The sequence below is a fragment of the Bradyrhizobium guangzhouense genome, from assembly GCF_004114955.1.
Taxonomy (GTDB): Bacteria; Pseudomonadota; Alphaproteobacteria; order Rhizobiales; family Xanthobacteraceae; genus Bradyrhizobium; species Bradyrhizobium guangzhouense.
In genome coordinates, this window is the sequence record NZ_CP030053.1 from 1,056,528 (window position 1) to 1,080,796 (window position 24,269).

Below are 24,269 nucleotides of genomic sequence, written 5' to 3' on the forward strand. Positions count from 1 at the left end.
CGTTGTGCATGTCACACAAGTGTCAACCGCCGAGGATAGCGGTGGGCTCGAGCTATTCTGGAGCCCTGCATGCTGGTGGTTGAAGGTCTGACGTGCCGCTTCGGCGCAAAAGCCGCGGTGGACGACGCTTCGTTTCAAATCTCCCCCGGCGGCTTCGTCGGTGTGATCGGGCGCTCCGGCGCCGGCAAGTCGACGCTGCTGCGGACCATCAATCGTCTGGTGACGCCGACGCAGGGCCGCATCCTGTTCGATGGCCTCGACGTCACCGCGCTGCGCGGCAAGGAATTGCGGCAGTGGCGGGCGCGATCGGCGATGATCTTCCAGCAATTCAACCTGGTCGGCCGCCTCGACGTGCTGACCAATGTGCTGATGGGGCGCCTTGCCACCATGCCGGCCTGGCGCTCGCTCTCGCAGATCTGGCCCGAGCAGGACAAGGCGCTGGCGATGTCGGCGCTGGAACAGTTTGATATCGCGGCGCTCGCCGCCCAACGCGCCGATCAGCTTTCCGGCGGGCAGCAGCAGCGCGTCGCGATCGCGCGGGCGCTGGTGCAGCAGCCCGACATCATCCTCGCCGACGAGCCGATCGCCTCGCTCGATCCGCGCAACACCAAGATCGTCATGGATGCGCTGCTGCGCATCAACAAGCATTTCGGCATCACCGTGCTCTGCAACCTGCATTCGCTCGATCTGGCGCGCAGCTATTGCGATCGCCTGATCGGCATGGCGCAGGGACGGGTGGTGTTCGACGGCGCGCCGTCCGCGCTGACCGATCTTGTCGCGCGTGAGCTCTACGATCTCGAAGCCGCCGACGTCATGGGTGGCATGCCTGCGCCGGCGCCCGAGGGCGTTCCGGCACTCGGAACGGCTGCGGCGGCCTGAGCGGCTCCGCATCGTCACTTTCGCTTCAACCGACCTCAACCTGGGAAGAGGGCTAACATGATCACTCGCAGACTCATTCTTGCCGGCGCCGCCGCGCTGACCTTTGCCGGATCCGCTTCCGCCGAAGACTGGAAGACGAAATATCCGGAGATCACCTTCGCCGTGGTCCCGGCGGAGAACGCTTCGGGTGTCACTGAGCGCTGGACGCCGTTCGCCAACTATCTCTCGAAGGAGCTCGGCGTGAAGGTGACGCTGCGCGTGGCCAATGACTACGCCGCCGTCATCGAGGGCCAGCGCGCCGGCAACATCCAGGTCGCCTATTACGGTCCGGCGTCGTTCTCGCGCGCCCGGCTCACCGGCGTGAAGACCGATGCGTTTGCGATCGACGTCAATTCCGACGGCTCGAAGGGCTACTATTCGGTGTTCTATGTCCTGGCGAAGTCGCCCTACCAGAAGATCGAGGACCTCAAGGGCAAGAATCTCGGCCTGGTCGATCCGAATTCGACGTCGGGCAACAACATGCCCCGCTACAAGCTGAACCAGCTCGCCATCGATCCCGATTCCTTCTTCTCGAAGGTGGTGTTCACCGGAAGCCACGAGAACGCCGTGCTGGCGCTGGCCCAGGGCACGGTGGACGTCGCCGCCAACTGGTGGAACGCGGACGACGATTCGAACCTCACCCGCATGCTCAACAAGGGCATGGTGAAGTCGTCCGACGGTACGCCGATGAAGAAGGAAGATTTCCGCATCATCGTGAAGTCGGATCTGATCATCAACTCGCCCTATGCCTATCTCAGCGATTTGCCTGACGACATGAAGGCGGCGATCAAGCAGGCGTTCATGGACGCGGCAAAGAAGGACCCAGAGGCCTACAACAAGCTCTCCGACGGCAAGAACAAGCCTTGGGAGCCGATCACGAACCAGGACTACGACAAGACCATCGAGCTGATCAAGTTCGTCGACAATCTGCGTAAGAAGGCGTCCTGAGCTCGTCGGGACGACGTACTGGAGCCGGGTCGACGGACCCGGCTCTTTTCTTGATGGATCTGTCGTGATGGATCTGTGCCTTCGATGACGATTGCGGTTTCGCTCCTTCCCGACCAGCAGCTCGCCGTCCTGAACGCCGCATATCGCAGGGCGGTCGCGCGCAAGCGCTTGCGCTTGCTGGCGAGCCTCGCCGTCTTCGTTGCCGCGCTGATCGTGGCTTCGATCGGTGCCGAAGTGAATTTGCGCACCTTCTTCACCTATCTCGGCAATTTCGTCAGCTATTTCGATCGAATCCTCACCCTCGACAGCGGTCAGCGGGTCTGGACCGACTTTCGAGAGTGGTTCTGGGGGCTGCACAATTGGCTCAAGCTGCTCGGCGAGACGCTGCTGATCTCCTATGTCGGCACGCTGATCGGTGCGGTGCTCGCGTTCGTGCTCAATTTCTTCGCGGCTGAGAACACCGCGCCTTCGTCCTGGCTGCGCTTCACCGTCCGGCGGCTGCTGGAATTCGCCCGCACTGTGCCCGGCATCGTGTTCGCGCTGATCTTCGTGATGGCCTTCGGCCTCGGTCCGGTGGCGGGCGTGCTCGCGATCGCGATCCACTCCACCGGCGCGCTCGGCAAGCAGTTTTCCGAGATCGTCGAGAATGCCGACATGAAGCCGGTCGAGGGCATCCGCTCCACCGGCGCGAGTTGGATCTCCTGCATGCGCTTTGCGATCCTGCCGCAGGTCTCGGCCAGCTATGTCAGCTACGCGCTGCTGCGCTTCGAGATCAACGTGCGCGAGGCCTCGGTGATGGGCTTTGTCGGCGCCGGAGGGATCGGGCAGGAGTTCATTGTCGCGATCCGAAAATTCTACTACTCCGACGTCAGCGCGATCCTCGTGACCATCATCATCACCGTCTTCCTGATCGACATCACCACCGGCTGGGTGCGCGCCCGGCTGTTCGGCAGGGAGGCGCGGACTTGAGTAAGCCGCAGGACGTGAACACCGCGGAACTTCGCGCGCGCTACCCTGACGTCTTCGACCGCCCGGCGTCGTCGCGCCTGGCGACGCCCGCGATGCTCGCGGCGGCGCTTGCGATTTTCGTGTTCGGCCTGGTCGATCTCGACTTCTCGCCGTCGCGTTTTATCGCTGGGCTGAGCCAGCTCGGCTGGATCAGTATGATGATGATGCCGCCCGATCCCGGCTCGTCGCTGCCGCTCTATCTGCAGGCACTGGGAGAGACGCTGTCGATCGCGCTGCTCGGCACCACGCTCGCCGCCCTGCTGGCGCTGCCGGTCAGCCTGCTGGCAGCCCGCAATATCGTGCCTCACATCGTCCGCTTCCCGGTGCGGCGGTTCCTCGATTCGATCCGCGGCGTCGATACGCTGATCTGGGCGCTGGTCTGGATCAACGTCGTAGGGCTCGGTCCGTTCGCCGGCGTGCTCGCGATTGCCGTGTCGGATTTCGGCGCATTCGGAAAACTGTTCTCGGAGGCGATCGAGGGCGCGGACCAGAAGCAGGTCGAAGGCATTCGCGCCTCGGGCGGCAGCGCGCTGCACGAGATCCGCTTCGGCCTGATGCCGCAGGTGTTGCCCGTCATCGCCGGTCAGGTGCTCTATTTCATCGAATCGAACACGCGCTCGGCCACCATCATCGGCATCGTCGGCGCCGGCGGCATCGGTCTCCAGCTCGCCGAGCAAATCCGCGTGCTGGAATGGCAGAAGGTGTCGTTCCTGATCCTGATGATCCTGGTCGCCGTCGCCGCGATCGATTTCATCTCGGGCAAGCTGCGGTTTGCGATCATTGGCAAGCGGGCGGTGGCATGAGGTTTCTTTCTTCCCTTCTCCCCTTGTGGGAGAAGGTGGCGCGAAGCGCCGGATGAGGGGTATGTCTCCGCGAAGTCAAATTGGACTCGTGGAGGCATACCCCTCGCCCGTCTCGCCGCTTCGGCGAGCCACCCTCTCCCACAAGGGGTCCCACAAGGGGAGAGGGAAAGAGTCTACGGCTCCACCAAAAACTCCACCCTTTCCGCCGCAAAGCGCGAATGCTTCGTCACCAGCGGCCTGCCCTCGAGATCGAGGTCCGTCGCATCGACCACCAGGATCGGCCGCCCGAGCGGCAGGTCGAGCCTTGCGGCGTCGGTCGCATCGACGATGCCGGCGGTGATCCGGGTGGCACCGCGGCGATAGTCGCGGATCCCGTAATGCTCGAGCATTTTCGTCATGGACCGCGTGGCTGAAAACACCGTGCCGGCGCCCGGAAACCGCTCTGCCGACAGCCAGGTGGTGGAGACGCAGATCGGCGTGCGATCGGCGAGGCGGATCGCCTCGATCCGCACCAGCGGCGCACCGGTCTTCAATCCCAATTCCCGTGCAAGCTCGCGGGTTGCGACATCGTCTGACGCCTCGATCAACCGGCCATGCGGCTCGCGGCCTTCGGCGCCGACGATCTCCGAAAAGCGTGTGCGCGAGCGCAACGGATAAGCGAGCTTCTGCGCCTCGACATAGGTTCCGCTGCCGCGCTCGGCGCGCACGATGCCGCGCTCGGCAAGGGCTGCGAGCGCCCGCCGCACGGTATGCCTGTTGACGCGATAGGTTTCGGCGATCTCCATCTCGCCCGGCAATTTGTCGCCGGCGGCAAAACGGCCGTCCGCGATGCCGCGCTCGATGCCGTCGGCAACGAGGCGCCACAGCGCGACGCCTGAAGAGGCGGTGTCCTGCATACTCATGTCGGCGGCCAGCCTAGCCCGGAAATCACACGTTTGTCACGAAACAGTCATGGCGTTTCCGTATCAAGTTGTCTAGTATCATAGACAACTTGAATTCGGCAAGTTTTGTCGAAACGGTCGGTGGATTCAGTGACCCAGCACATCACGCAGCAAGCCCAGCGCCAGGCCGCCATGGCCGTGCTGGCGCACGCGGAGGCGGGCGAGATCGCCGCCCGTCTCCGCACGATCTCCTTGCCCGGCCATCAGGATTTGCGTGAACCGGAGAACGGTCTGGTGATGCTGCGCGGCCGGGTCGGCGGCGACGGCGCGCCGTTCAATCTGGGTGAGGCGACCGTGTCGCGCGCCGCGGTGCGGCTTGCCAGCGGCGAGATCGGCTTCGGCTACACGCTCGGGCGCGACAGTGAGAAGGCGCGGCTGATCGCCCTGTGCGACGCATTGGTGCAATCGCGCGATTTCAGCGTGGCGGTCCAGCGCGACGTAATCGCACCGTTGCGCGAGCAGCTTATGGTCAGACGCAAGCAGCAGGCCGAAGAGACGGCTGCGACGAAGGTTGATTTCTACACCATGGTGCGCGGTGAAGGGTGAGGCCATGACAACGATTGCGGAATTGCCGCCGGGGTTCGCCGACAAGGTGTTGTCGGCGCAATCGACCTTTCGCTCGGTCATGGACGCGATGGCGCGGCCCGGCACGGTCCAGCGCATCGTGCCGATGGCTGGAACGGCAGGACCCATGATGCGCGGCACCGCCGCGATCGCGCTGACGCTGTTCGATCACGACACGCCGCTTTGGCTCGATGCGCGCATGGCCGAGAGCGCAGACGTCCTGAAGTGGCTCAAATTCCACACCGGTGCGCCGGTGATTCAGGATTCCTCGATTGCGGCCTTCGCGCTGATCAGCGACGGCATGTTGCTGCCCAATCTCGAGCGCTTTGCGCTCGGCACCAACGAATATCCTGACCGTTCGACCACCGTGATCATTCAGGTCGAGAGCCTGGATTCAGGGCGAAACTTTGAACTCCGCGGGCCCGGCATCGACGGCGTCGCGACGCTTGCAGCTTCGTTCAAGCCCTTCGATCTGTTCGAGCAGCTGCGTTTCAACGAGACGCTGTTTCCGCGCGGCATCGACCTGGTTCTGGTGGCCGATGATGCCGTGGTCGCGATCCCGCGCACCACGCGCGTCATGAGCAAGGGAGGCTAGAGGCATGTATGTCGCAGTCAAAGGCGGCGAACGCGCCATCGAGAACGCCCATCGCCTGCTCGCCAACGCCAGGCGCGGCGACCAGAGCGTTGCGGAAGTCTCGCTCGACCAGATCTCGGAACAGCTTGGGCTCGCCGTCGACCGCGTCATGAGCGAAGGCTCGCTCTATGACCGCGAGCTCGCGGCGCTCGCGATCAAGCAGGCGCGCGGCGATCTGATCGAGGCGATCTTTCTGGTTCGCGCCTTCCGCGCCACCCTGCCGCGCTTCGGCGCCAGCGAGCCTGTTAACACCGGCGCGATGCGGGTGCAGCGGCGGGTGTCGTCGACCTTCAAGGACATTCCCGGCGGCCAGATCCTCGGGCCGACCTTCGACTATACCCACCGTCTGCTCGATCCCTCGCTCACCCAGGGTTTCGTGCCGGACGCACCGGCCGTGGCCGAAGCGTCCACGGCGCCAACGCCGCGCGTGACCGACATTCTCGGCCGCGACGGGCTGATCGAATCATCGCCGCAGGCGGACGACGGCGCCGTCGTCGGCGATCTCACGCGGGAGCCGCTGAACTTTCCGGCGGACCGCGACCTGCGCCTGCAAAATCTCGCCCGCGGCGACGAAGGCTTCCTGCTGGCGATGGGCTACTCCACGCAACGCGGCTATGGCCGCAACCATCCCTTCGCCGGCGAGATCCGCTTCGGCGAGGTCGAGGTGGAATTCGCCGCCGAAGACGTCGGTTTCGCCGTGCCGCTCGGTTCGATCGAGCTCACGGAGTGCCAGATGGTCAACCAGTTCAAGGGATCGGCGACGGAAGCGCCGTGCTTCACGCGCGGCTATGGTCTTGCCTTTGGCCAGAGCGAGCGCAAGACCATGTCGATGGCGCTGGTGGATCGTGCTTTGCGTGCCCGCGAGCTCGGTGAAGAGGCCCTGGCCCCGGCGCAAGATGAAGAATTCGTGTTGTCGCATTCGGATAACGTCCAGGCGACCGGCTTCGTCGAGCATCTGAAGCTGCCGCATTATGTCGACTTCCAGTCCGAGCTCGGTCTGTTGCGCAAGCTGCGCAAGGAATTTGCCGAAGCTTCGCCTGAAGCCAGCGCCCCCGATGCCATAAAGGAGGCCGCGGAATGAACGCGCCCACCTACAACTTCGCCTATCTCGACGAGCAGACCAAGCGGATGATCCGCCGCGCGATCCTGAAAGCGATCGCGATCCCCGGCTATCAGGTGCCGTTCGCCAGCCGCGAAATGCCGATGCCCTACGGCTGGGGCACCGGCGGCGTGCAGGTGACGGCCGCGATCCTCGGCCCTAGGGACGTGCTGAAAGTGATCGACCAGGGGTCTGACGACACCACCAACGCGATCTCGATCCGCAAGTTCTTTGCCAAGACCGCCGGCGTTGCGACCACGACGTCGACCGACGAGGCCACCGTGATTCAGACCCGCCACCGCATTCCTGAAGCATCGCTCCACCAAAGCCAGGTGCTGGTCTATCAGGTGCCGATCCCGGAGCCGCTGCGCTTCCTCGAACCGCGCGAGACCGAGACGCGGCGTATGCATGCGCTCGCCGAATACGGGTTGATGCATGTGAAGCTCTATGAGGACATCGCCCGCTTCGGTCACATCGCGACCGCCTACGCCTATCCGGTGAAGGTCAACGCCCGCTACGTGATGGACCCGTCACCGACGCCGAAATTTGACAATCCCAAGATGGACAATTGCCCGGCGCTGCAATTGTTCGGCGCCGGCCGCGAGAAGCGGATCTATGCGATCCCGCCCTATACGCAGGTGGTGTCGCTCGATTTCGAGGATCATCCGTTCGAGCCCTACCGTTTCAACGCGCCCTGCGCGCTCTGTGCGGCCGAAAATTCCTATCTCGACGAGATCGTCACCGACGACGAGGGCAGCCGCATGTTCGTCTGCTCGGACACTGACTATTGCGAGGGACGTCAGGCCGCCGGCCATCACGGTGCCCTGAGTGCTGCGCCCTACAAGGACAAGGCGGAGGGAGGAGCCAATGGCTGAGCAGGATCTTCTGGAAACCGATCAGCCGCTGCTGATCGCTGACGGCCTCAGCAAGTCCTACGGCCGCATCGTGGCCTGCCGTGACGTGTCCTTCTCGCTCTATCCCGGCGAGGTGCTGGCGATCGTCGGTGAATCCGGCTCCGGCAAGTCGACGCTGTTGCAGATGCTGTCGGGCCAGCTCGCCGCCAGCGGCGGGCAGGTGTCCTACCGCATGCGCGATGGTGTCACCCGCGATCTTGCCGCGCTCGGCGAGGCCGAGCGGCGCCTGCTGTTCCGCACCGACTGGGGCTTCGTGCACCAGGATCCGGCACAGGGGCTGCGCATGGCGGTCTCGGCCGGCGCCAATGTCGGAGAGCGGTTGATGGCCGTGGGCTGGAACCATTACGGCCGGATTCGCGAGTCCGCTTCCGACTGGCTGACGCGGGTCGAGATCGACGTCGCGCGCATCGACGATGCGCCGCGCACCTATTCCGGCGGCATGCGCCAGCGCCTGCAAATCGCGCGTAACCTCGTCACAGGCCCGCGGCTGGTGTTCATGGACGAGCCGACCGGCGGACTTGATGTGTCGGTTCAGGCCCGCCTGCTCGACCTCTTGCGTAATCTCGTCGCTGAATTGCATCTCGCAGTCGTCATCGTGACCCACGATCTCGCGGTCGCGCGCCTCCTCTCGCATCGCGTGATGGTGATGAAAGGCGGCCGCGTCATCGAGACAGGTCTCACCGACCAGGTGCTGGACGATCCGCGCGAGCCCTATACCCAGCTCCTCGTCTCCTCGATTCTGCCGCCATGAACTTTGCAACATGAGCCTGCCAATGACCGCCATGATCGACATCGCCGACGCCAGCAAGACCTTTACGATGCACCTGCAAGGCGGCATCGAACTGCCGGTCGTACGGGGCGTGACCTTTCAGGTCCAGCCGGGCGAGTGCGTCGTGCTATCGGGGCCGTCAGGCGCCGGCAAATCGTCGATCCTGAAGATGATCTTTGGCAATTACCGCTGTGACTCCGGCCGCATCGGCATCCGCCACCGCGGCACGCTGATCGACCTCGCCACCGCCGAGCCGCGGCAGGTCCTCAATGTACGCCGAGCGACCATCGGCTATGTCAGCCAGTTTTTGCGGGCGGTACCGCGCGTTGCCACCATTGACGTCGTCGCCGAACCTCTGATCGCTGGCGGCATGACCCGCGCAGATGCGCAGGCGCGCGCCGGCGAGCTGCTGCATCGCCTCAACATCCCCGAGCGGCTCTGGCAGCTTCCGCCTGCGACCTTCTCCGGCGGCGAGCAGCAGCGCGTCAACATCGCGCGCGGCTTCATCTCGGACCTGCCGATCCTGCTGCTGGACGAGCCGACCGCGTCGCTCGACGCCGCCAACCGCGCCGTGGTGGTCGAACTGGTCGCCGAGAAGAAACGCCAGGGCGTTGCCATGGTCGCGATTGTCCATGACGATGAAATCCGCCATTTGATTGCCGACCGCATCGTCGACGTCACCAGCTTTGCCGCCGCGGCTTGAAGGACATTGAAATGAAGCCGAAGGATACCGTCATCGCCAACGCCAGGATCGTGCTGGCTGACCGGGTGATCGAACAGGGCTGGCTCGGGCTTGCGGATGGACGCATTGCCGAGATCGGGGAGGGCAGGGCGCCGACCGGGGCCGAGGATGCCGGCGGCGATCTCCTCATGCCCGGCCTGATCGAGCTGCACACCGACCATCTCGAAGCGCACTATGTGCCGCGCCCAAAGGTGTTCTGGAATCCGGTCGCTGCCGTCATCTCCTATGACGGCCAGCTCGCCACTTCGGGCATCACCACCGTGTTCGATTCGCTCCGGGTCTGGCGCGAGGACGGCGCCGAGGAGGTCGATGGCCGCGCCGGCGTGCTTGCCGCCGCCATCACCACCGCGCGCGATTCGAACCTGCTGCGCGCCGATCACTTCCTGCACCTGCGCTGCGAAATCCCGATGCCGAGCGTCGTCGAGGAAGCCAAGGAGCTGATCGACCGTCCCGACGTCAAGCTGATGTCGCTCATGGACCACACTCCCGGCCAGCGCCAGTTCCGCGATGAGGTCAAGCTGCGCGACTATTACCGTGGCAAGGGCGGCGGCATGACCGATGCCCAGCTCGACGAGCTGTTTGCGAGGCGTTTCGATTACCAGAAGAAGTATGCCGCGGCCAACATGCGCGAGATCGTGGCGCTGGCGCATCAGTACAGGATTCCGCTGGCGAGCCATGACGACACCACCGAGGAGAACGTTGTGGACGCCATCCGTGACGGCGTGGCGGTGGCGGAGTTCCCGACCACGATCGAGGCCGCACGCGGCCTGCATCAGGCCGGCATCGACATCCTGATGGGCGCGCCCAACGTGGTGCGCGGCGGCTCGCATTCCGGCAACATCGCCGCGGTCGATCTCGCCCGCGAAGGTCTGCTCGATATCCTCTCGTCGGACTACATCCCGTCGAGCCTCTTGATGGGCGCGCTACAACTGCCCGAGCATGCGCCCTCGATCAGCCTGCCGGCGGCCGTTCGCACCGTGACCAAGGCGCCGGCCGATGCGGTCGGCCTCACCGATCGCGGCGAGATCGCAATCGGCAAGCGGGCCGATCTGATCCGCGTGCATGTCGCCGGCAGCGTTCCCGTGGTGCGCAGCGTCTGGCGCGAAGGGGGCCGCGTCGCATGAGCGAGGTCGCGACCATGGCGCAGGACAAGGCGGGTGCGATTGGTCCCGGCCGGCTCGTGCTCGTGGTCGGGCCGAGCGGTGCCGGCAAGGATACGCTACTGCGGCTGGCGCAGGCGGCGTGCGCCGGCGATCGCGACATCGTCTTTCCGCGCCGCGTCGTGACGCGTGCATCCTCCGCCGACGAGGACAACATCGCGGTGAGCCCGGATGAATTCGCCCGCGCCCGCGAGCACGGCGATTTCGCCGTGCATTGGGATGCGCATGGACATTCCTACGCGCTGCCGCGCGAGATCAACGACGATATCCGTGCCGGGCGCGTCGTCGTCGTCAACGTCTCGCGCACCGTGATTTCCGCCTTGCGCCAGGCCTATGCCAACGTCGTCGTGGTCGCCATCACGGCGCCGCCGGACGTGCTGGCGCAGCGACTCGCCGCGCGGGCGCGGAACAGCGACGGCAATATCGGTGACCGGCTCGCGCGCAGCGTCGACGACGCAGCGGCCAATGCCGATGTCACCATCCTCAACGCCGGCAGCGCGGAGTATCACAGCCGTCAGCTCCTGCGCGTGATCAGGAATGAAGACTGGCAGTAGAGCGTTTTCGAGCGAAGTGGCCTCCGGTTCGCGTGACGAAAACGCGTCAAAACGAGAATCTGTAGCCGGCAAAACGAGGAGACTGGAATGTCGGTGATCGAAACGGTCGAACAGCTGGAAGCCATCTACGGCGCCACCAACGACGCCTCGACCGTCAAGGTGGCGGACCACGTCACCCCGCTCTACCGCATCTTCATCGAGAAGGCGCCCTTTGCGGCGCTCGCCACCATCGGGCCTGAGGGCATTGATTGCTCGCCGCGCGGCGATCTGCCCGGCTTCGTCCGCATCCACGATCCCAAGACGCTGATGCTGCCGGATCGCCGCGGCAACAACCGGGTCGACTCCTTGCGCAACATCGTGCGTGACCCCCGCGTGTCGCTGATGTTCCTGATCCCCGGCTCCGGCAACGCGGTCCGCGCCAACGGCCGGGCGCATCTCTCCGTCGATCCCGAGCTGCTGGCGTCGTTCAAGGTCGAAGGCAAGGCGCCCCGCAGTGTCATGGTGATGAATGTGGACGAGATCTACTTTCAATGCGCCCGCGCCATCGTCCGCGCCGACCTCTGGAATCCCGACAAGCGCATCGACCCGAAGACTTTGCCGACGCCGGGGCAGATTCTCGCCGAGATGAGCCAGAACAAGGTCGGCGGCGCCGAGTATGACCGCATCTGGCCGGAGCGCGCTGCGGCGACCATGTGGTGAGCTGCCTCTTCTTCCCCTCTCCCCTTGCGGGAGAAGGAAATATCGCGCGTGTCGCTAATGCGAGACCTCTTTAGTTAAACGCCATCCCGCCGCTCAACGCGATCGTCTGCCCGGTCATATACGCATTGTCCACCAGCAGCATCACGGCTTTCGCCACCTCGTCCGCGGTGCCGAAGCGGCCGAGCGGGATGCGGCTGATGAGTTGCGGCTGGCCGCTCATCATGTCGGTCTCGATCAGCGACGGCGCCACGGCGTTGACGGTGATGCCTTCCTTCACCAGCCGCGCGGCATAGCCCCGTGTGAGGCCCTCCATGCCGGCCTTGGAGGCATTGTAGTGCGGGCCGATCGAACCGGCGCCTCGGGCCGCGCCCGAGGAGACGTTGACGATGCGGCCCCACTTCCGCGCGCGCATCGCCGGCAGCACCGCCTGGGTGCAGAGGAAGGCGGATTTCAGATTGACCAGGATGGTGCGGTCGAAATCGTCCTCGGTGAGATCGTCGACACCGCGGGTGATGGCGATGCCGGCATTGTTGACGAGGATGTCGATGGGCCCGAGCCCGGCCGTGACGCGCTCCACCATATCGGCCACGGCGTCCCGCTGAGAGACGTCTGCGGCGGCGACGATCGCGCGTCCGCCCTGCTCGCCGAGCTCGCCCGCCAGCTTCTCGGCCTGGCTGATCCTCTCGCGGCAGTTGATCGCCACCGCAGCGCCTGCGGCGGCGAGGGCGCGACAGACCGCGGCGCCAATGCCGCGCGAGCCGCCCGTGACAAGCGCTACGCGCCCTTTCAGGTCGTCCGCCATGTTTTGATCTCCCGCTCTTCTGCTTTGTGATCGAGCGAAGCGTATCACGGAGGGTCGCGGGGCGGTGTTGAACTCATCGCGAGACGAAGTCGCCTGCGGCAACGCGCTGGCGCGTCGATTGATCCTTATCAGCCCTTCAATGCGGCGAGCAATTCATCGGGGCGCTCGGCCATGATCATGTGGCCGGCGCCCGGCACCACGACGGTCTTGGCGTGCGGGATCGCCGCCGCAAGCGCCTTGCCGGCCTTTGCGGGGGTCATCATGTCCCGCTCGCCGAGGATCAGGGTCGTCGGCACCTTGACGCTCGCGGCCGCGGCAAACGCGTTTGCGTAAGCATTGCAGGCCGACAAATCCCTGAACAGCACGCCCGGCTCGCAAGCTTGCAGCACGGCCTGTGCGCCACCATGCATCCACAGGCCGGGCGCGAGGCTGCCGCCGAGCTCGGCCTTGAAGCCGAGGCCCCAGATCGAGACCATGTCGTTGGCATCCTGCGAATTGGCTTCGGCGGCCTTCAGCAGATCCGGCCCGACCGTCATGGTCGCCGCCGTACCGATCAGGCTCAGCGCCGAGACCTTGTCGGGGTGGCGCGCCGCTGTCTCCAGCGAGATCAGTGATCCCATGGAATGGCCGATCAGATGCGCCTTGGTCGCGCCCGCCGCGCCGAGCAGCGCCGCAGTCCAATCCGCCATCTCCGCGATGCTTTCCAGCGACGGACCGGCCGAGCGGCCGTGGCCGGGCAGGTCAGGCGCCAGCACGCCGAAGCCGTGATGGGCGAACCAGCGGGTATGCAGCGCCCAGGTCGAATGATCGAAGCCGGCGCCATGAAGGAAGACGACCGTTGGCAGGGATTTGTCGAATTCGCGGCCGCCGGTTGCGGCAAATACCTCGGCGCCATCAACGGAAAGCTTCATGGTGTCAGACCTTCTGCGAGATGCGCAGCGCCTGCGCGAGATCGTCAATGATGTCGCTGGCCGTCTCGATGCCGACCGACAGCCGCACCAGCTCCTCGCCGATGCCGGCAGCCTTGAGCTGCTCGGCGTCCATCTGCTGATGCGTGGTCGAAGCCGGATGGATCACCAGCGTCTTGGCGTCGCCGACATTGGCGAGATGGCTGATCATGCGCAGCTGCTCGATGAACTTGCGGCCCGCGGGCCGGCCGCCCTTGATGCCGAAGGAGATGATCGAGCCGGCGCCTCGCGGCAGCAGCGTCTTGGCGAGCTGATAGTCGGGATGGTTCTCCAGCGACGGATGCAGCACCCAGTCGACCGCCTTGTTGGACTTCAACGCCTCCAGCACCAGATGCGTGTTCTGCATGTGGCGGTCCATGCGCACGCCAAGCGTCTCCACGCCCTGGAGCAGCTGGAACGCGTTGGTCGGCGACAGGCAGGCGCCAAAATCGCGCAGGCCTTCGGTGCGCGCGCGCATGATGAAGGCCGCGGTGCCGAACTGCTCGTCGAAGACGATGCCGTGATAGCCGCCATAGGGCTCGGTCAGCACGCCGAATCTCCCGGAGGCGCGCCAGTCGAAGCGGCCGCCATCGACGATGGCGCCGCCGATCGCGATGCCATGGCCGCCGATCCATTTGGTCGCCGAATGCATCACGATGTCGGCGCCGAGCTCGATCGGCCGGCTGAGATAGGGCGTCGCAAAGGTGTTGTCGATCAGCAGTGGAATCCTTGCCTCATGCGCGATTGCCGCGACCTTGGGAATGTCGAGCACTTCCAGCCCGGGATTGCCGATGGTCTCGCCGATCACCAGCTTCGTGTTCGGCTTGATCGCCTTCCGGAACGCATCGTGATCGCGCGGCTTCACGAAAGTTGTGGTGATGCCGAAGCGCGGCAGCGTGTGCGCCAGCAGGTTGATGGTGCCGCCATAGAGCGAGCTCGACGCCACGATGTGGTCGCCGGCATTGAGCAGCGTCGCGATGGCCAGATGCAGCGCGGCCATGCCGCTCGCGGTGCAGATCGCACCGACGCCGCCTTCCAGCGCCGCAAGCCGTTCCTCCAGCACGCCGGTGGTCGGATTGGAGATGCGCGTGTAGATGTGGCCGGTGCGCTCCAGATTGAACAGTGCCGCGGCGTGATCGGAATCCTGGAATACGTAGGACGTGGTCTGATAGATCGGCACCGCCCGGGCGCCGGTCGCGGGATCCGGATGCTGGCCCGCATGCAGGCTCAGGGTCTCGAAGGCGGGCGGTTTTGGCGCGGGCATGGGCGGCCTCGTTAATTCCTCGGTCAGTTTCCGGAGATTTGCCACAGATCGAGGTCATGCGTCAGCCGTTGACAGCTTGATTTTGTGTGTTTTTGCCTGGCGTTCGCCACACCCGTGACGGGACGTAACTGAGTTCTTAACGAATTGCCGCTACTTTTCGCATTCTCGCCAATGTGATCGCCTGCTGCCTCAGTCCCGATGGCACGGCTCCCAGCAACATCGAAGAGGCAGAATGCCGGCTCTGAAGGACCTGTTTTCGCTGCGCTCGATCGGCGCCAAGCTCGCCCTCATGACGCTGGTCGGCGCGGTCTGCATGGCGCTGGTGGCTTCCACCGTGCTGTGGATCGCGCGCAACCAGCTCGTCACCGAGCGAGTCGAGAAGGCGCATGCCGCTGTCGATATCGTTTGGAACCTCGCCGACGGCTATTACAAGGCCTACAAGGCCGGCCAGATGACCGAGGAGGAGGCCAAGAAGCGCTTCCTCGAAGCCAACAATTACGTCTGGTACGAAGACCACGGCAACTACGCCTATATCTACGACTACGAGACCGGCCTTTGCGTCTCCAACCCCGGCATCCCGCAATTTGTCGGTAAGGACATGCGTCCGAACAAGGATGCCAATGGCATGCTGTTCGCGGTGGCGCTGATGGACATCGCCAGGAAGGGCCAGGGCACGCTGCGCTATTCGTTCCGCCGCAGCGGCGCGGATGCGACGCCGCTCGACAAGGTCGCCTTCACCCGCGGCTTCGCGCCGTGGAACCTGATGATCGGTTCGGCCGAATACATGTCCGAGGTCGACAGCTCGTTTTGGTCGATGGTGCAGACCGCCTCCGTCGTGATCGCCGTCCTGATGCTGATCTCGATCATGATCGCCTGGGCCGTCGGCCGCAGCGTGGTCAAGCCGCTCACCGGCCTGAAGGAGCGCATGGCCTCGCTCAGCGCCGGCCAGCTCGATGCGCCGGTCGCTCATGCCGACCGCCGCGACGAGATCGGCGAGATGGCGCGCACCGTGCAGGTGTTCCGCGACGCCATGATCGAGACCGATCGTCTGCGCGAGGAGCAGGCCGTCACCGAGCAGCGCCAGGGCGAGGCGCGCAAGGTGGACATGAACCGTCTCGCCGATCAGTTCGAGCGCGAGGTCGGCGAGATCATCGAGCTGGTCTCGGTTGCCGCCGGTCAGCTCGAGCAATCGTCGACGACGCTGTCCAAGACGGCCGACACCGTGGCGCAGGTCTCGAACCGCGCCTCCACGGCGTCGGGCGAGGCCTCGGCGAACGTACATTCGGTCGCCGCCGCCAGCGAGGAGCTTGCCTCCTCCATCGGCGAGATCTCCCGGCAGGTCGAGACCTCGGCGCGGATCGCGGGCGAGGCCGTCAGTCAGGCGCAGAAGACCGACAGCCGCATCAGCGAGCTGTCGCAGGCGGCAAGCCGCATCGGCGACGTCGTCGATCTGATCCAGACCATCGCCGGCCAGACCAACCTTCTGGCGCTGAACGCGACCATCGAGGCCGCGCGCGCGGGCGAGGCCGGCCGCGGCTTCGCGGTCGTCGCCTCCGAAGTGAAGTCGCTGGCGGAACAGACCGCGAAAGCGACCGACGAGATCAGCCAGCAGATCACCGACATCCAGTCGGCGACGCGCGATTCGGTCGCGGCGATCAAGGAGATCGGGGCGACCATCGGCAAGATCTCGGAGATCTCGTCGGCAATCTCGACCTCAGTCGAGCAACAAGGCTCCGCCACGCAGGAGATCTCCCGCAATGTGCAGCGTGCTGCCGAAGGCACCTCTCAGGTCGAGACCAGCATAGCCGACGTGCAGCGCGGCGCCTCCGAGACCGGCGGCGCCTCCGCCCAGGTGCAGTCGGCCGCGCAGTCGCTCGCCGGCGAAAGCGCCCGCCTCAAGCGCGGCGTCGCCAGCTTCATGAGCTCGATCAGGGCGGCGTAGACTCACCTCTCCCCAACGGGGAGAGGTCGGATTGCTTTGGCGCGCAATTGCGCGCCTGAGCAATCCGGGTGAGGGGCCGCAGCGGCCGGTGAGACCAGAATCCCTCACCCGGACCGCATCTTCGATGCGATCCGACCTCTCCCTTCGGGAGAGGTGACCTCATCCCGACGCGATTTTGTCGTGATCTAACGACCGATCGGTTCCACCCGCCCCGCCAGCCGGTCCCGCACCTCTGCGGCGATCTCGAATGAGCGCAGCCGGGCGGCGTGGTCATAGATCTGGCCAGTGGTCATCAGCTCGTCCGCCGCAGTGTCCGCGATCAGCGCCTTTAGTTTCTCCTCGACCACCGCGGGCGAGCCGACCGCGGAAATCGCCAGCGACTGCGCGACGCCGGCCTTCTCGGCCGGCGACCACAGTGCGTCCATGTCGTCGACCGGCGGCGGCAACTGGCCGGGCGTGCCGCGACGCAAATTGATGAATTGCTGCTGCAGCGAGGTGAACAGGCGCTGCGCCTCGGCATCGCTGTCGGCGGCGAACACGTTGACGGCGACCATGGCATGGGGCTTTTCCAACTGCGCCGACGGCTCGAATCGAGCACGGTATTCGCGCAGTGCCGGCATCAGCATCTGCGGCGCGAAATGCGAGGCAAACGCAAAGGGCAGGCCCAGCATGGCCGCAAGCTGGGCGCCGAACATGCTGGAGCCGAGAATCCACAGCGGCACCTTCGTCCCCATGCCGGGCACGGCGCGGATCGCCTGGTTCGGCTTGATATCGCCAAGCAGCGCCTGCAATTCCAGCACGTCATGCGGAAAATTCTCGGCCGCCGTCGCCAGGTCGCGCCGCATCGCACGCGCGGTGAGCTGGTCGGTGCCCGGCGCGCGGCCGAGTCCGAGATCGATCCGGCCGGGATAGAGCGACTCCAGGGTGCCGAACTGCTCGGCGATCACAAGCGGCGAATGGTTCGGCAGCATCACGCCGCCGGACCCGACGCGGATCGTCTTGGTGCCGCCTGCGACGTGGGCGATCACCACCGATGTCGCCGCACTCGCAATGCCTATCATGTTGTGATGCTCGGCGAGCCAGAATCGCCTGAAGCCCCATCGTTCCGCATGCTGGGCCAGATCGAGCGAATTGCGGAATGCCTGTGCGGCGTCGGAGCCCTGTTTGATGGGCGCGAGGTCGAGCACGGAGAAGGGGATCATGGGACGTACCGGTGAAGGGCTGCGCGTCGTTTGAGTTCACATGTAGTGTTGGCGCCTCGGATGGGTAGAGCCCGTGCGAAGCTCGCGCCGTCCTGCGTCCTGCTTGTCGCAAGTGGTCGCGAAGCGTATCCTCGCCCGATGACGGCCGGTTCCCCCGATCTAAAAGCGTTCCTGCTCGCGACGCCGTTCTTCGGCGGTCTGTCGGATACCAGTCTTGACCTTCTGATCTCGATGCTGGTCGAGCGCCAGTTCGAGGCCGGCGCGGCAATTGTCGCCGAAGGCGAGCCGGGACGCTCGATGTTCATCGTCAAGTCCGGCCGCCTTGCGGTGAGCAAGCAGGCGAATGCGGGGGGCGTCATCCCGCTGTCCGCATTGGAGCCGGGCGATTTCTTCGGCGAGATGACGCTGATCGAGATGCAGAACCGTTCCGCCACGGTGGTCGCGGAGAGCGAGACCGCTCTCTACGAGCTGACAGCGCAAAAACTCTATGCCTGCTACAAGGCCGACATCCACGCCTATGTGATCGTCCTGCAAAACATCAATCGCGAGCTGTGCCGGCGGCTAAGGCGCGCCGACAATCGCATCACGGGACATCAGGCGGGGGACTGACGCAGGTGTGTAGGACGGGTATCGCTTCCGCCTTCGCTCTTCGAACTACTGCGGATTAATCGCTCTGCCCATCCTACAAAAGCTCGCTGATACGGCTACAGCAACGCCAATGAGTGCAGCGAGTTTCTATGAAGGCCGAAGGCAACCAGGCCGGAGAGAAGCAACGCAGTCCCAGTCACGATCAGGCAAAACGCAAACACTATCGGAAGCCCCCGGTTCGTCTTGAATGGCCGGGACGATAATAGATAAAATTTTACCGACAATCGAAAGGAAGAATTAACCTTACCTGCGCGGCCGAACAGGTCGGAATCTTCGGTGCACCGTGCGCGCCGCTCCGACCCGTCGGGCAAAACACCCGCCTCCCGCCAAACCCCGTCAACCCCCTGCCGCAAAAACATTCCACTTTACCGAAATTCGGTTTTGCGGCATTGTCTCGCCATCCCGGCCCGATGGAGAGGGGCGATCGTACGTCGTCACGAACGTGGGTTGGGGATGCGGTGGACGCGGCAGCGCCGGCGCGGATGTGAGGGCAGGGCGGGCAGAGGATTGAGCCGAACCCCGTGAGCCCGGCACAAGCCGTGTCGTACGAACGGCGCCTATGCGTACGGCAAAACCGTGTGGTCCTGGCCGTCGTCGCTACGGCCGAGCACTTGCGGAGGCGATACTGGCGTCAACCGGCGCGGTGTCGGTGAATTCCGTGAGGCGACGGTGACAACGAGAATTCGTCGCCGGGGAGAGCACGTCATAAGCCGTCCAACCATCGCGCAGGGAAGGCAGAGTATTCGGCGTCACCTGTATGCTGCTGTGCGGTTTCCTTGCGCTACATTTTCGCGCAGCGGACCGCGGGTGCCCGTCGGCACCCGGTCTTCCCTGCGCCCTCTTCGGAAGAGGAGGGCGAAACAGGCGGGCAAAACTCGGGCGTTTGATGCCGCGAGAGCGCTGATCCGCGCGTGATTGCTCTCGGCGTCGTCAACCGTTCAACGTGATCGCAATCCAATTTCGTGGTGTGTACGTCTGTGCGAGTGCAGCCAATGTCTATCGTCTGTGCCAATCGCCTTTGCGAGTTCGTCTTATCCGAGCTGGCACGATGGAAAGCTAGCCTAATGGCCGGAATTCGACATCCTGGAAGATTTTGACGCTGCCATCGAGATATCGGGATAGTTCCGACCTCAAGCGATTTTCCGTGACGTCACCACTTGTCTTGACGATCACAACCGTAGGCTGGGCGAAGGATGGCTTCAGGCGGATGTTCGCTACCGCAACACCCTTCATGCGGGAGAGGAAATCTTCCCGAGCGGCCGTGTTTGGGAATTTCAGAATCACGTCATTCTCCCAAACCTTACCTTACCTTCTTCATTCGCCACCAGCAAGTAAGCAATACTTATGCCAAATCAAGTGGTTGAGCGCAGCTTAATCGCAGTCTCCACAGCAGCTTCGCAATCAAGAAGGCCATGCCCAACACAGGTTTTACCCTCTGGGAGTAAAGAACAGGTGTCCCGGATTCCGTCAGCAATCTGTGACGGAGTCAGGGTGGGGCAGGCCGACAGCATCAAAGCCGCCGCCCCCGCTACTTGGGGGCATGCGCCGGATGTGCCCCACCAACCCATCTTCCGGTAGACTGTTCCCCAGGGGACCTCGCCATAGGTGGGCGCGACGCAATCGGGTTTGGAGGTTTGCTTGGCCCATTCTCCCGGGCCGCGGCTCGATCCAACGTGAGGCGTAGCGGGATCGCGATTGGTCAGTGCTCTGTTGACCGTCCCAACGCTCACGATGTCATCGTGAGAATTGGGACCCCAAATGGTGTTTGGCCCGCACGCATAGGGATCGTGTTTGCACACGTCATGGTGATTGTTGCCCGCGGCGAAGCAAACGAAGATGCCATTATTTACCGCGGCAAGGACACTTCCCATGTAAGGATGGTCTTCCGGTAGGATCGCCAGGCTGTCGCACACATAAAGGCCGTACGAGTTTGAAACGACGAGTGGACCCGCGATGTTGCCTTCAATACGGGCGCGAAGCAGCTCGTCGTAGATGTCGGCGAGATCGGTTGTCTTCAACGTGCTACGCGCTGCAAGAATCGTTGCACCCGGCGCGACACCGTCATAACGGCCTCCGGCCGCCCGCGAGCCGGCGGCTATCGCCGCGCACATCGACCCGTGGCCGGCAGGATCACTCCAATGCTGACCAAGATATTCGGAATCAAGATCGATGGGGGATCGTTGTCCAGGCAGAAACTCGAGGCGCGCGCCTGCAACTCCGGTATCCACGATTGCGATCGTAACGCCCTCGCCCTTCGTATGCTGCCAGGCTCGGGGGGCTCCGATCTGTTCAACGACGTCGCGAAGCGAATAGCCGTCGATCGTATCAGGATCGGGCGCTTGCATCCACCGGTCGGCCTGGTCGAGATCGTCGTAAGCTTCATCGTCGCCTGGAAGCACGCGAAACTGAACGTCTTCGAAGATCGTCGCTCCCGTTGCCTCGAGCCTGGCCCGCATCTCGTCCGTTGCGGGGGTATGCAGCACGTTCGGCTGAGCATAGAGGAACTTGGGCCGCGCGCCCTCGACCGTCTGCAGCGCTATGGTCTGTAGCCCGTCGATCTTCTGTTCGTCCGTCTCAAATCGCACAAATATCTTGTCCAAGAAAGACTCCTCAATCAAAGGTTGAAGAGTGCGCTTGCTCTTGAAGACTGTCAACGTATCGCGCGACGAACCCATTCTTGGGCGCCAGCAGCAGGGGGCTAAAATTGTTATCCGGAAGATGAGAAATGGTGCTGCCAGACAGGATTGAACTGTCGACCTCTCCATTACCAATGGAGTGCTCTACCACTGAGCTACGGCAGCATGTGCTGGGATCAGAATCGGCCGCCCGAGGGGCCTACCAAGCGGGCCGATATCTGCCACAGGCCTCCCCGCTGCGCAAGCTTGCAGGACCTGTCCGAACGAGAAAATCGGGGCGATATCGGGGATATTACGGCTATTTCCGCTCGAAACGACCGAACTTCGGCTGATTTCGGTTCCGATCCCCGCCAACTGGCCAGTTGGCCGGTGCGGCGGATTCGGCCCATTTTGGATTTTGCACGATCGGGACATCAAGGCCTCTTGAGCTGCCGCATTCTCCGGGCATGTTATCGCCTCGAGCTGGATGGACCCGTGATGGCCGACGAGATCAACAGGAACGCAAGACAAGACCGCACATCGCGCGACGACCGCCTCAAATCGGCGCTGCGGGAGAATCTGAAGCGGCGCAAGGCGCAGGCGCGCGAACGCGCCGCAAGCGCCGACCCCTCGCAAGATGACGATCGGTCCCTAGATGAGGGGACCGCTGGCGAGACCTGAGCTTGGACGCGAGCGGCTGGATATTTTTTGGAGTGCATGCAGTGACCACGGGGCAGGACGAATCACAAACAGCCGATCACGACGCGCAGATGGCGCGCTTCACCCGCCCCGAGCAGACGTTTCCGACGCTGACGTCCGCCGAGATCGAACGTCTCAGGCATTTCGGCGAGCTTCGCGCCTATGAGGATGGCGAGCTGCTGTTCGAGACCGGAAAGCCGGGTCCGGGCATGTTTGTCGTGCTTGAGGGCCATGTCGCCATCACCCAGCGCGATGGTCTTGGCAATATCACCCCCTTGATCGACCAGGGTCCCGGCCAATTTCTGGCCGAGCTCGGCCAGCTGTCCGGCCGCCCGGCGTTGGTCGATGGCCGCGCCGAAGGCGACGTCAAGACGCTGCTGCTGCCGCCGGAGCGCCTACGCGCGCTGCTGGTCGCCGAGGCCGAGCTCGGCGAGCGCATCATGCGTGCGCTGATCCTGCGCCGGGTCAATCTGCTCCAGGCCGGCGTCGGCGGCATCGTGCTGATCGGTCCCTCGCATTCGGCTGGCGTGGTGCGCCTGCAAAGTTTCCTCACCCGCAACGGCCAGCCGCATCATCTGCTCGATCCCGACAGGGATCGCGACGCCGCCGAGGTGATCGCGCGCTATTCGCCGAAGCCCGAGGACTGGCCGCTGGTGGTTGCCGCCAGCGGCGAGGTGCTGCGCAATCCCGGCGAGACCGAGCTTGCGCGCGCGATCGGCATGATCGGCGGCCCGCGCAATGATCGCATCTACGACGTCGCGATCGTCGGCTGCGGCCCGGCCGGGCTTGCGACCGCCGTGTACGCGGCGTCCGAAGGTCTATCGGTCGCGGTGCTCGATATCAGAGCCTTTGGCGGCCAGGCCGGCGCCAGCGCGCGCATCGAAAACTATCTGGGCTTTCCGACCGGCATTTCCGGCCTGGCGCTCACGGCGCGCGCCTTCAACCAGGCGCAAAAGTTCGGCGCCGATATCATGATTCCCGTCACGGTGAAGTCGCTCGATTGCACGCGCAAGGACGGGGCGTTTTCCGTCGCGCTCGACGGCAGCGATCCCTTGCGCTCGCGTTCGGTGGTGGTTGCGTCAGGCGCGCGCTATCGCCGGCCCGATATCGCCAACCTCGACAAGTTCGAGGGCCGCGGCGTCTGGTACTGGGCGTCTCCGGTCGAGGCGAAGCTGTGTGCCGGCGAGGAGGTGGCGCTGGTCGGTGCCGGAAACTCCGCGGGACAGGCGGCGGTGTTCCTGTCGGGCCATGCCAGGAAGGTCTTGATGATCATCCGCGGCGGCGGCCTGGGCGCCAGCATGTCGCGCTATCTGATCGAGCGCATCGAGGCGACGCCGAACATCGAGTTGCTGTTCAACACCGAGATCACGGCGCTCGAGGGCGACGAGGCCTCGCTGCTGCGGCGGATCCGCTGGAAGAGCCGGCTGTCTGACGACGAGGATTCCGCCGACATCAAGAATCTGTTCTTGTTCGTCGGCGCCGATCCCGCCACCGGATGGCTCGACGGCTGTGGCGTGACGCTCGATCGCGGGGGGTTCGTCGTCACGGGCGCGCAGTCCGAGCTGAACCAGGGCAAGCTGGTGGCGCCGCTCGAGACCTCCGTCCCCGGCGTCTACGCCGTCGGCGATGTCCGCTCCGGCTCGGTCAAGCGCGTCGGCGGCGCCATCGGTGAAGGCGCGCAGGTCGTGGCTTCCCTGCACGGCTATCTCGGCGACGCCGCAAAACCGGCGCTTTAGTCAAGGATATGACAAGCAGACGGCAAGTCGAATGAGGCTTGCCATCTTGCCGTGTCCCACAGACACTCGCCGCATCGCGCGACCAGTTCGCGTGGAAGAACAAATGTTCAACGGGAGGACTCAAATGGCCGAACTCGTCGTGCTCTACAAGACGCCCAAGGACGCTGCCGCTTTCGACAAGCATTATGCCGAAACCCACATTCCGCTCGCCAAGAAACTTCCCGGCCTGAAGAAATACGCCGTCAGCACCGGCGCAGTCGGATCGCCCGCAGGTCCCTCAGGCATTCACCTCGTTGCCATCCTCACCTTCGATAGCGTGGGTGACATCCAGAAAGCCTTCGGCAGCGAAGCCGGCAAGGCGGCCGCCGGCGACGTGCCGAAATTTGCCAGCGGCGGTGCCGACCTGTTGATCTTCGACACCAAGGAAGTGTGAAACTCTTGATCTCGTAGCCCGGATCGAGCGGAGCGCAATCCGGGACACTATTGCCTCAGGCGCGAGAACCCCGGATTTCGCTGCGCTCCATCCGGGCTACTGACAGCGTTGCAAGAAATTCAGCCATGCGTTTGTCGATTCGCACGATGACGCATGGCTGCACGCGCATATGTGACGTCAGCGCAGGTGGCAATCCGATGAGGAGCATAATATCAATCTCCTGGTCTC

General features: G+C 64.3%; 25 protein-coding genes and 1 tRNA gene. 18 read left to right on the forward strand and 8 right to left on the reverse strand.

Annotated features, from left to right (window positions below; genetic code table 11):
* Window positions 1–69: 69 nt before the first annotated feature.
* The 4 genes from phnC to phnE (XH91_RS05160) all read left to right on the forward strand — a co-directional run bounded on the left by phnC (window position 70) and on the right by phnE (XH91_RS05160) (window position 3,677).
* Window positions 70–879, forward strand: a complete 810-nt coding sequence (gene phnC / locus XH91_RS05145; RefSeq protein WP_128949576.1) for a phosphonate ABC transporter ATP-binding protein — start codon at window positions 70–72, stop codon at window positions 877–879.
* A gap of 57 nt (window positions 880–936) precedes the next feature.
* Complete coding sequence (phnD, locus tag XH91_RS05150) at window positions 937–1,866, forward strand: phosphonate ABC transporter substrate-binding protein (protein WP_128949577.1); 930 nt, start codon at window positions 937–939, stop codon at window positions 1,864–1,866.
* 84 nt (window positions 1,867–1,950) lie between these two features.
* Complete coding sequence (gene phnE, locus XH91_RS05155) at window positions 1,951–2,835, forward strand: phosphonate ABC transporter, permease protein PhnE (RefSeq protein WP_128949578.1); 885 nt, start codon at window positions 1,951–1,953, stop codon at window positions 2,833–2,835.
* Window positions 2,793–3,677 (forward strand): phosphonate ABC transporter, permease protein PhnE, encoded by an 885-nt coding sequence (gene phnE / locus XH91_RS05160; protein ID WP_430648551.1) that lies wholly within the window; start codon window positions 2,793–2,795, stop codon window positions 3,675–3,677. Before phnE (XH91_RS05155) ends, phnE (XH91_RS05160) begins: the two co-directional genes overlap by 43 nt.
* A 173-nt stretch (window positions 3,678–3,850) precedes the next feature.
* On the opposite strand, the gene phnF is transcribed toward phnE (XH91_RS05160), so the two are convergent.
* Window positions 3,851–4,579, reverse strand: coding sequence for a phosphonate metabolism transcriptional regulator PhnF (phnF, locus tag XH91_RS05165; RefSeq protein ID WP_128949580.1), 729 nt, complete (start codon window positions 4,577–4,579; stop codon window positions 3,851–3,853).
* A gap of 120 nt (window positions 4,580–4,699) precedes the next feature.
* Between phnF and phnG the strand changes: the two genes are divergently transcribed.
* The 9 genes from phnG (at window position 4,700) to XH91_RS05210 (ending at window position 11,753) form a co-directional block, all read left to right on the forward strand.
* Entirely contained in the window at window positions 4,700–5,164 is a 465-nt protein-coding gene (phnG, locus tag XH91_RS05170) for a phosphonate C-P lyase system protein PhnG (RefSeq protein ID WP_128949581.1), read from the forward strand.
* A 4-nt stretch (window positions 5,165–5,168) separates the two neighbouring features.
* Complete coding sequence (gene phnH, locus XH91_RS05175) at window positions 5,169–5,777, forward strand: phosphonate C-P lyase system protein PhnH (protein ID WP_164933636.1); 609 nt, start codon at window positions 5,169–5,171, stop codon at window positions 5,775–5,777.
* 4 nt (window positions 5,778–5,781) lie between these two features.
* Window positions 5,782–6,897 carry a carbon-phosphorus lyase complex subunit gene (locus XH91_RS05180; protein WP_128949582.1) on the forward strand — a complete coding sequence of 372 codons (1,116 nt, stop codon included), beginning with the start codon at window positions 5,782–5,784 and terminating at the stop codon, window positions 6,895–6,897.
* Entirely contained in the window at window positions 6,894–7,790 is an 897-nt protein-coding gene (locus XH91_RS05185) for an alpha-D-ribose 1-methylphosphonate 5-phosphate C-P-lyase PhnJ (protein ID WP_128949583.1), read from the forward strand. Before XH91_RS05180 ends, XH91_RS05185 begins: the two co-directional genes overlap by 4 nt.
* Complete coding sequence (gene phnK, locus XH91_RS05190) at window positions 7,783–8,580, forward strand: phosphonate C-P lyase system protein PhnK (protein WP_128949584.1); 798 nt, start codon at window positions 7,783–7,785, stop codon at window positions 8,578–8,580. The genes XH91_RS05185 and phnK overlap by 8 nt, the downstream gene beginning before the upstream one ends.
* A 22-nt stretch (window positions 8,581–8,602) precedes the next feature.
* Window positions 8,603–9,301, forward strand: a complete 699-nt coding sequence (phnL, locus tag XH91_RS05195; RefSeq protein WP_164933635.1) for a phosphonate C-P lyase system protein PhnL — start codon at window positions 8,603–8,605, stop codon at window positions 9,299–9,301.
* 11 nt (window positions 9,302–9,312) lie between these two features.
* Window positions 9,313–10,464 (forward strand): alpha-D-ribose 1-methylphosphonate 5-triphosphate diphosphatase, encoded by a 1,152-nt coding sequence (locus XH91_RS05200; RefSeq protein ID WP_164935580.1) that lies wholly within the window; start codon window positions 9,313–9,315, stop codon window positions 10,462–10,464.
* Complete coding sequence (phnN, locus tag XH91_RS05205; RefSeq protein WP_128949586.1) at window positions 10,461–11,054, forward strand: phosphonate metabolism protein/1,5-bisphosphokinase (PRPP-forming) PhnN; 594 nt, start codon at window positions 10,461–10,463, stop codon at window positions 11,052–11,054. Before XH91_RS05200 ends, phnN begins: the two co-directional genes overlap by 4 nt.
* 87 nt (window positions 11,055–11,141) lie before the next feature.
* Window positions 11,142–11,753, forward strand: coding sequence for a pyridoxamine 5'-phosphate oxidase family protein (locus XH91_RS05210; RefSeq protein ID WP_128949587.1), 612 nt, complete (start codon window positions 11,142–11,144; stop codon window positions 11,751–11,753).
* Between the two features lie 70 nt (window positions 11,754–11,823).
* Here the strand turns inward: XH91_RS05210 and XH91_RS05215 are convergent, their stop codons facing one another.
* From XH91_RS05215 to XH91_RS05225, 3 genes are all read right to left on the reverse strand, one after another.
* On the reverse strand, window positions 11,824–12,555 hold the full coding sequence (locus tag XH91_RS05215) for an SDR family NAD(P)-dependent oxidoreductase (RefSeq protein WP_128949588.1): 732 nt from the start codon (window positions 12,553–12,555) through the stop codon (window positions 11,824–11,826).
* Between the two features lie 128 nt (window positions 12,556–12,683).
* Entirely contained in the window at window positions 12,684–13,466 is a 783-nt protein-coding gene (locus XH91_RS05220; protein ID WP_128949589.1) for an alpha/beta fold hydrolase, read from the reverse strand.
* Window positions 13,467–13,470: 4 nt separating this feature from the next.
* Window positions 13,471–14,766, reverse strand: coding sequence for an O-acetylhomoserine aminocarboxypropyltransferase (locus XH91_RS05225; RefSeq protein WP_128949590.1), 1,296 nt, complete (start codon window positions 14,764–14,766; stop codon window positions 13,471–13,473).
* Window positions 14,767–14,998: 232 nt separating this feature from the next.
* Here XH91_RS05225 and XH91_RS05230 point away from each other — a divergent pair, with 232 nt between their 5' ends.
* Window positions 14,999–16,708, forward strand: a complete 1,710-nt coding sequence (locus XH91_RS05230) for a methyl-accepting chemotaxis protein (protein WP_128949591.1) — start codon at window positions 14,999–15,001, stop codon at window positions 16,706–16,708.
* 185 nt (window positions 16,709–16,893) lie between these two features.
* Here XH91_RS05230 and XH91_RS05235 read toward each other — a convergent pair whose 3' ends face one another.
* The gene (locus tag XH91_RS05235; RefSeq protein ID WP_128949592.1) at window positions 16,894–17,910 is read right to left on the reverse strand and encodes an LLM class flavin-dependent oxidoreductase; all 1,017 of its coding nucleotides are present in this window, start codon (window positions 17,908–17,910) and stop codon (window positions 16,894–16,896) included.
* 138 nt (window positions 17,911–18,048) lie between these two features.
* On the opposite strand from XH91_RS05235, the gene XH91_RS05240 reads away from it, so the two are divergent.
* A complete protein-coding gene (locus tag XH91_RS05240) occupies window positions 18,049–18,519 on the forward strand; it encodes a Crp/Fnr family transcriptional regulator (RefSeq protein WP_128949593.1) in 471 nt (156 codons plus the stop codon).
* Window positions 18,520–19,614: 1,095 nt separating this feature from the next.
* On the opposite strand, the gene XH91_RS05250 is transcribed toward XH91_RS05240, so the two are convergent.
* The 3 genes from XH91_RS05250 to XH91_RS05260 all read right to left on the reverse strand — a co-directional run bounded on the left by XH91_RS05250 (window position 19,615) and on the right by XH91_RS05260 (window position 21,359).
* Window positions 19,615–19,842, reverse strand: a complete 228-nt coding sequence (locus tag XH91_RS05250; RefSeq protein WP_128949594.1) for a hypothetical protein — start codon at window positions 19,840–19,842, stop codon at window positions 19,615–19,617.
* Window positions 19,843–19,910: 68 nt separating this feature from the next.
* Window positions 19,911–21,233: a S8 family peptidase gene (locus XH91_RS05255; protein ID WP_164938250.1), complete on the reverse strand. Its 1,323-nt coding sequence runs from the start codon at window positions 21,231–21,233 to the stop codon at window positions 19,911–19,913.
* A 51-nt stretch (window positions 21,234–21,284) separates the two neighbouring features.
* Window positions 21,285–21,359 (reverse strand) — tRNA-Thr (locus tag XH91_RS05260).
* A gap of 312 nt (window positions 21,360–21,671) precedes the next feature.
* On the opposite strand from XH91_RS05260, the gene XH91_RS05265 reads away from it, so the two are divergent.
* From XH91_RS05265 to XH91_RS05275, 3 genes are all read left to right on the forward strand, one after another.
* Window positions 21,672–21,854, forward strand: a complete 183-nt coding sequence (locus XH91_RS05265) for a hypothetical protein (RefSeq protein ID WP_128949595.1) — start codon at window positions 21,672–21,674, stop codon at window positions 21,852–21,854.
* 89 nt (window positions 21,855–21,943) lie between these two features.
* Complete coding sequence (locus XH91_RS05270) at window positions 21,944–23,608, forward strand: FAD-dependent oxidoreductase (RefSeq protein ID WP_128954733.1); 1,665 nt, start codon at window positions 21,944–21,946, stop codon at window positions 23,606–23,608.
* A 124-nt stretch (window positions 23,609–23,732) separates the two neighbouring features.
* The gene (locus XH91_RS05275; RefSeq protein WP_100175035.1) at window positions 23,733–24,041 is read left to right on the forward strand and encodes an EthD family reductase; all 309 of its coding nucleotides are present in this window, start codon (window positions 23,733–23,735) and stop codon (window positions 24,039–24,041) included.
* Window positions 24,042–24,269 lie beyond the last annotated feature (228 nt).

Coding starts and splice junctions, on each gene's coding strand:
- XH91_RS05240 (WP_128949593.1), top strand. CDS start 18,049: ATGACGGCCGGTTCCCCCGATCTAAAAGCGTTCCTGCTCGCGACGCCG.
- XH91_RS05200 (WP_164935580.1), top strand. CDS start 9,313: ATGAAGCCGAAGGATACCGTCATCGCCAACGCCAGGATCGTGCTGGCT.
- XH91_RS05235 (WP_128949592.1), bottom strand. CDS start 17,910: ATGATCCCCTTCTCCGTGCTCGACCTCGCGCCCATCAAACAGGGCTCC.
- phnC (WP_128949576.1), top strand. CDS start 70: ATGCTGGTGGTTGAAGGTCTGACGTGCCGCTTCGGCGCAAAAGCCGCG.
- XH91_RS05180 (WP_128949582.1), top strand. CDS start 5,782: ATGTATGTCGCAGTCAAAGGCGGCGAACGCGCCATCGAGAACGCCCAT.
- phnF (WP_128949580.1), bottom strand. CDS start 4,579: ATGAGTATGCAGGACACCGCCTCTTCAGGCGTCGCGCTGTGGCGCCTC.
- XH91_RS05185 (WP_128949583.1), top strand. CDS start 6,894: ATGAACGCGCCCACCTACAACTTCGCCTATCTCGACGAGCAGACCAAG.
- phnE (WP_128949578.1), top strand. CDS start 1,951: ATGACGATTGCGGTTTCGCTCCTTCCCGACCAGCAGCTCGCCGTCCTG.
- XH91_RS05210 (WP_128949587.1), top strand. CDS start 11,142: ATGTCGGTGATCGAAACGGTCGAACAGCTGGAAGCCATCTACGGCGCC.
- XH91_RS05225 (WP_128949590.1), bottom strand. CDS start 14,766: ATGCCCGCGCCAAAACCGCCCGCCTTCGAGACCCTGAGCCTGCATGCG.
- XH91_RS05255 (WP_164938250.1), bottom strand. CDS start 21,233: ATGGGTTCGTCGCGCGATACGTTGACAGTCTTCAAGAGCAAGCGCACT.
- phnL (WP_164933635.1), top strand. CDS start 8,603: ATGACCGCCATGATCGACATCGCCGACGCCAGCAAGACCTTTACGATG.
- XH91_RS05215 (WP_128949588.1), bottom strand. CDS start 12,555: ATGGCGGACGACCTGAAAGGGCGCGTAGCGCTTGTCACGGGCGGCTCG.
- XH91_RS05270 (WP_128954733.1), top strand. CDS start 21,944: ATGGCGCGCTTCACCCGCCCCGAGCAGACGTTTCCGACGCTGACGTCC.
- XH91_RS05230 (WP_128949591.1), top strand. CDS start 14,999: ATGCCGGCTCTGAAGGACCTGTTTTCGCTGCGCTCGATCGGCGCCAAG.
- XH91_RS05220 (WP_128949589.1), bottom strand. CDS start 13,466: ATGAAGCTTTCCGTTGATGGCGCCGAGGTATTTGCCGCAACCGGCGGC.
- phnD (WP_128949577.1), top strand. CDS start 937: ATGATCACTCGCAGACTCATTCTTGCCGGCGCCGCCGCGCTGACCTTT.
- phnN (WP_128949586.1), top strand. CDS start 10,461: ATGAGCGAGGTCGCGACCATGGCGCAGGACAAGGCGGGTGCGATTGGT.
- XH91_RS05275 (WP_100175035.1), top strand. CDS start 23,733: ATGGCCGAACTCGTCGTGCTCTACAAGACGCCCAAGGACGCTGCCGCT.
- XH91_RS05265 (WP_128949595.1), top strand. CDS start 21,672: ATGGCCGACGAGATCAACAGGAACGCAAGACAAGACCGCACATCGCGC.
- phnH (WP_164933636.1), top strand. CDS start 5,169: ATGACAACGATTGCGGAATTGCCGCCGGGGTTCGCCGACAAGGTGTTG.
- phnK (WP_128949584.1), top strand. CDS start 7,783: ATGGCTGAGCAGGATCTTCTGGAAACCGATCAGCCGCTGCTGATCGCT.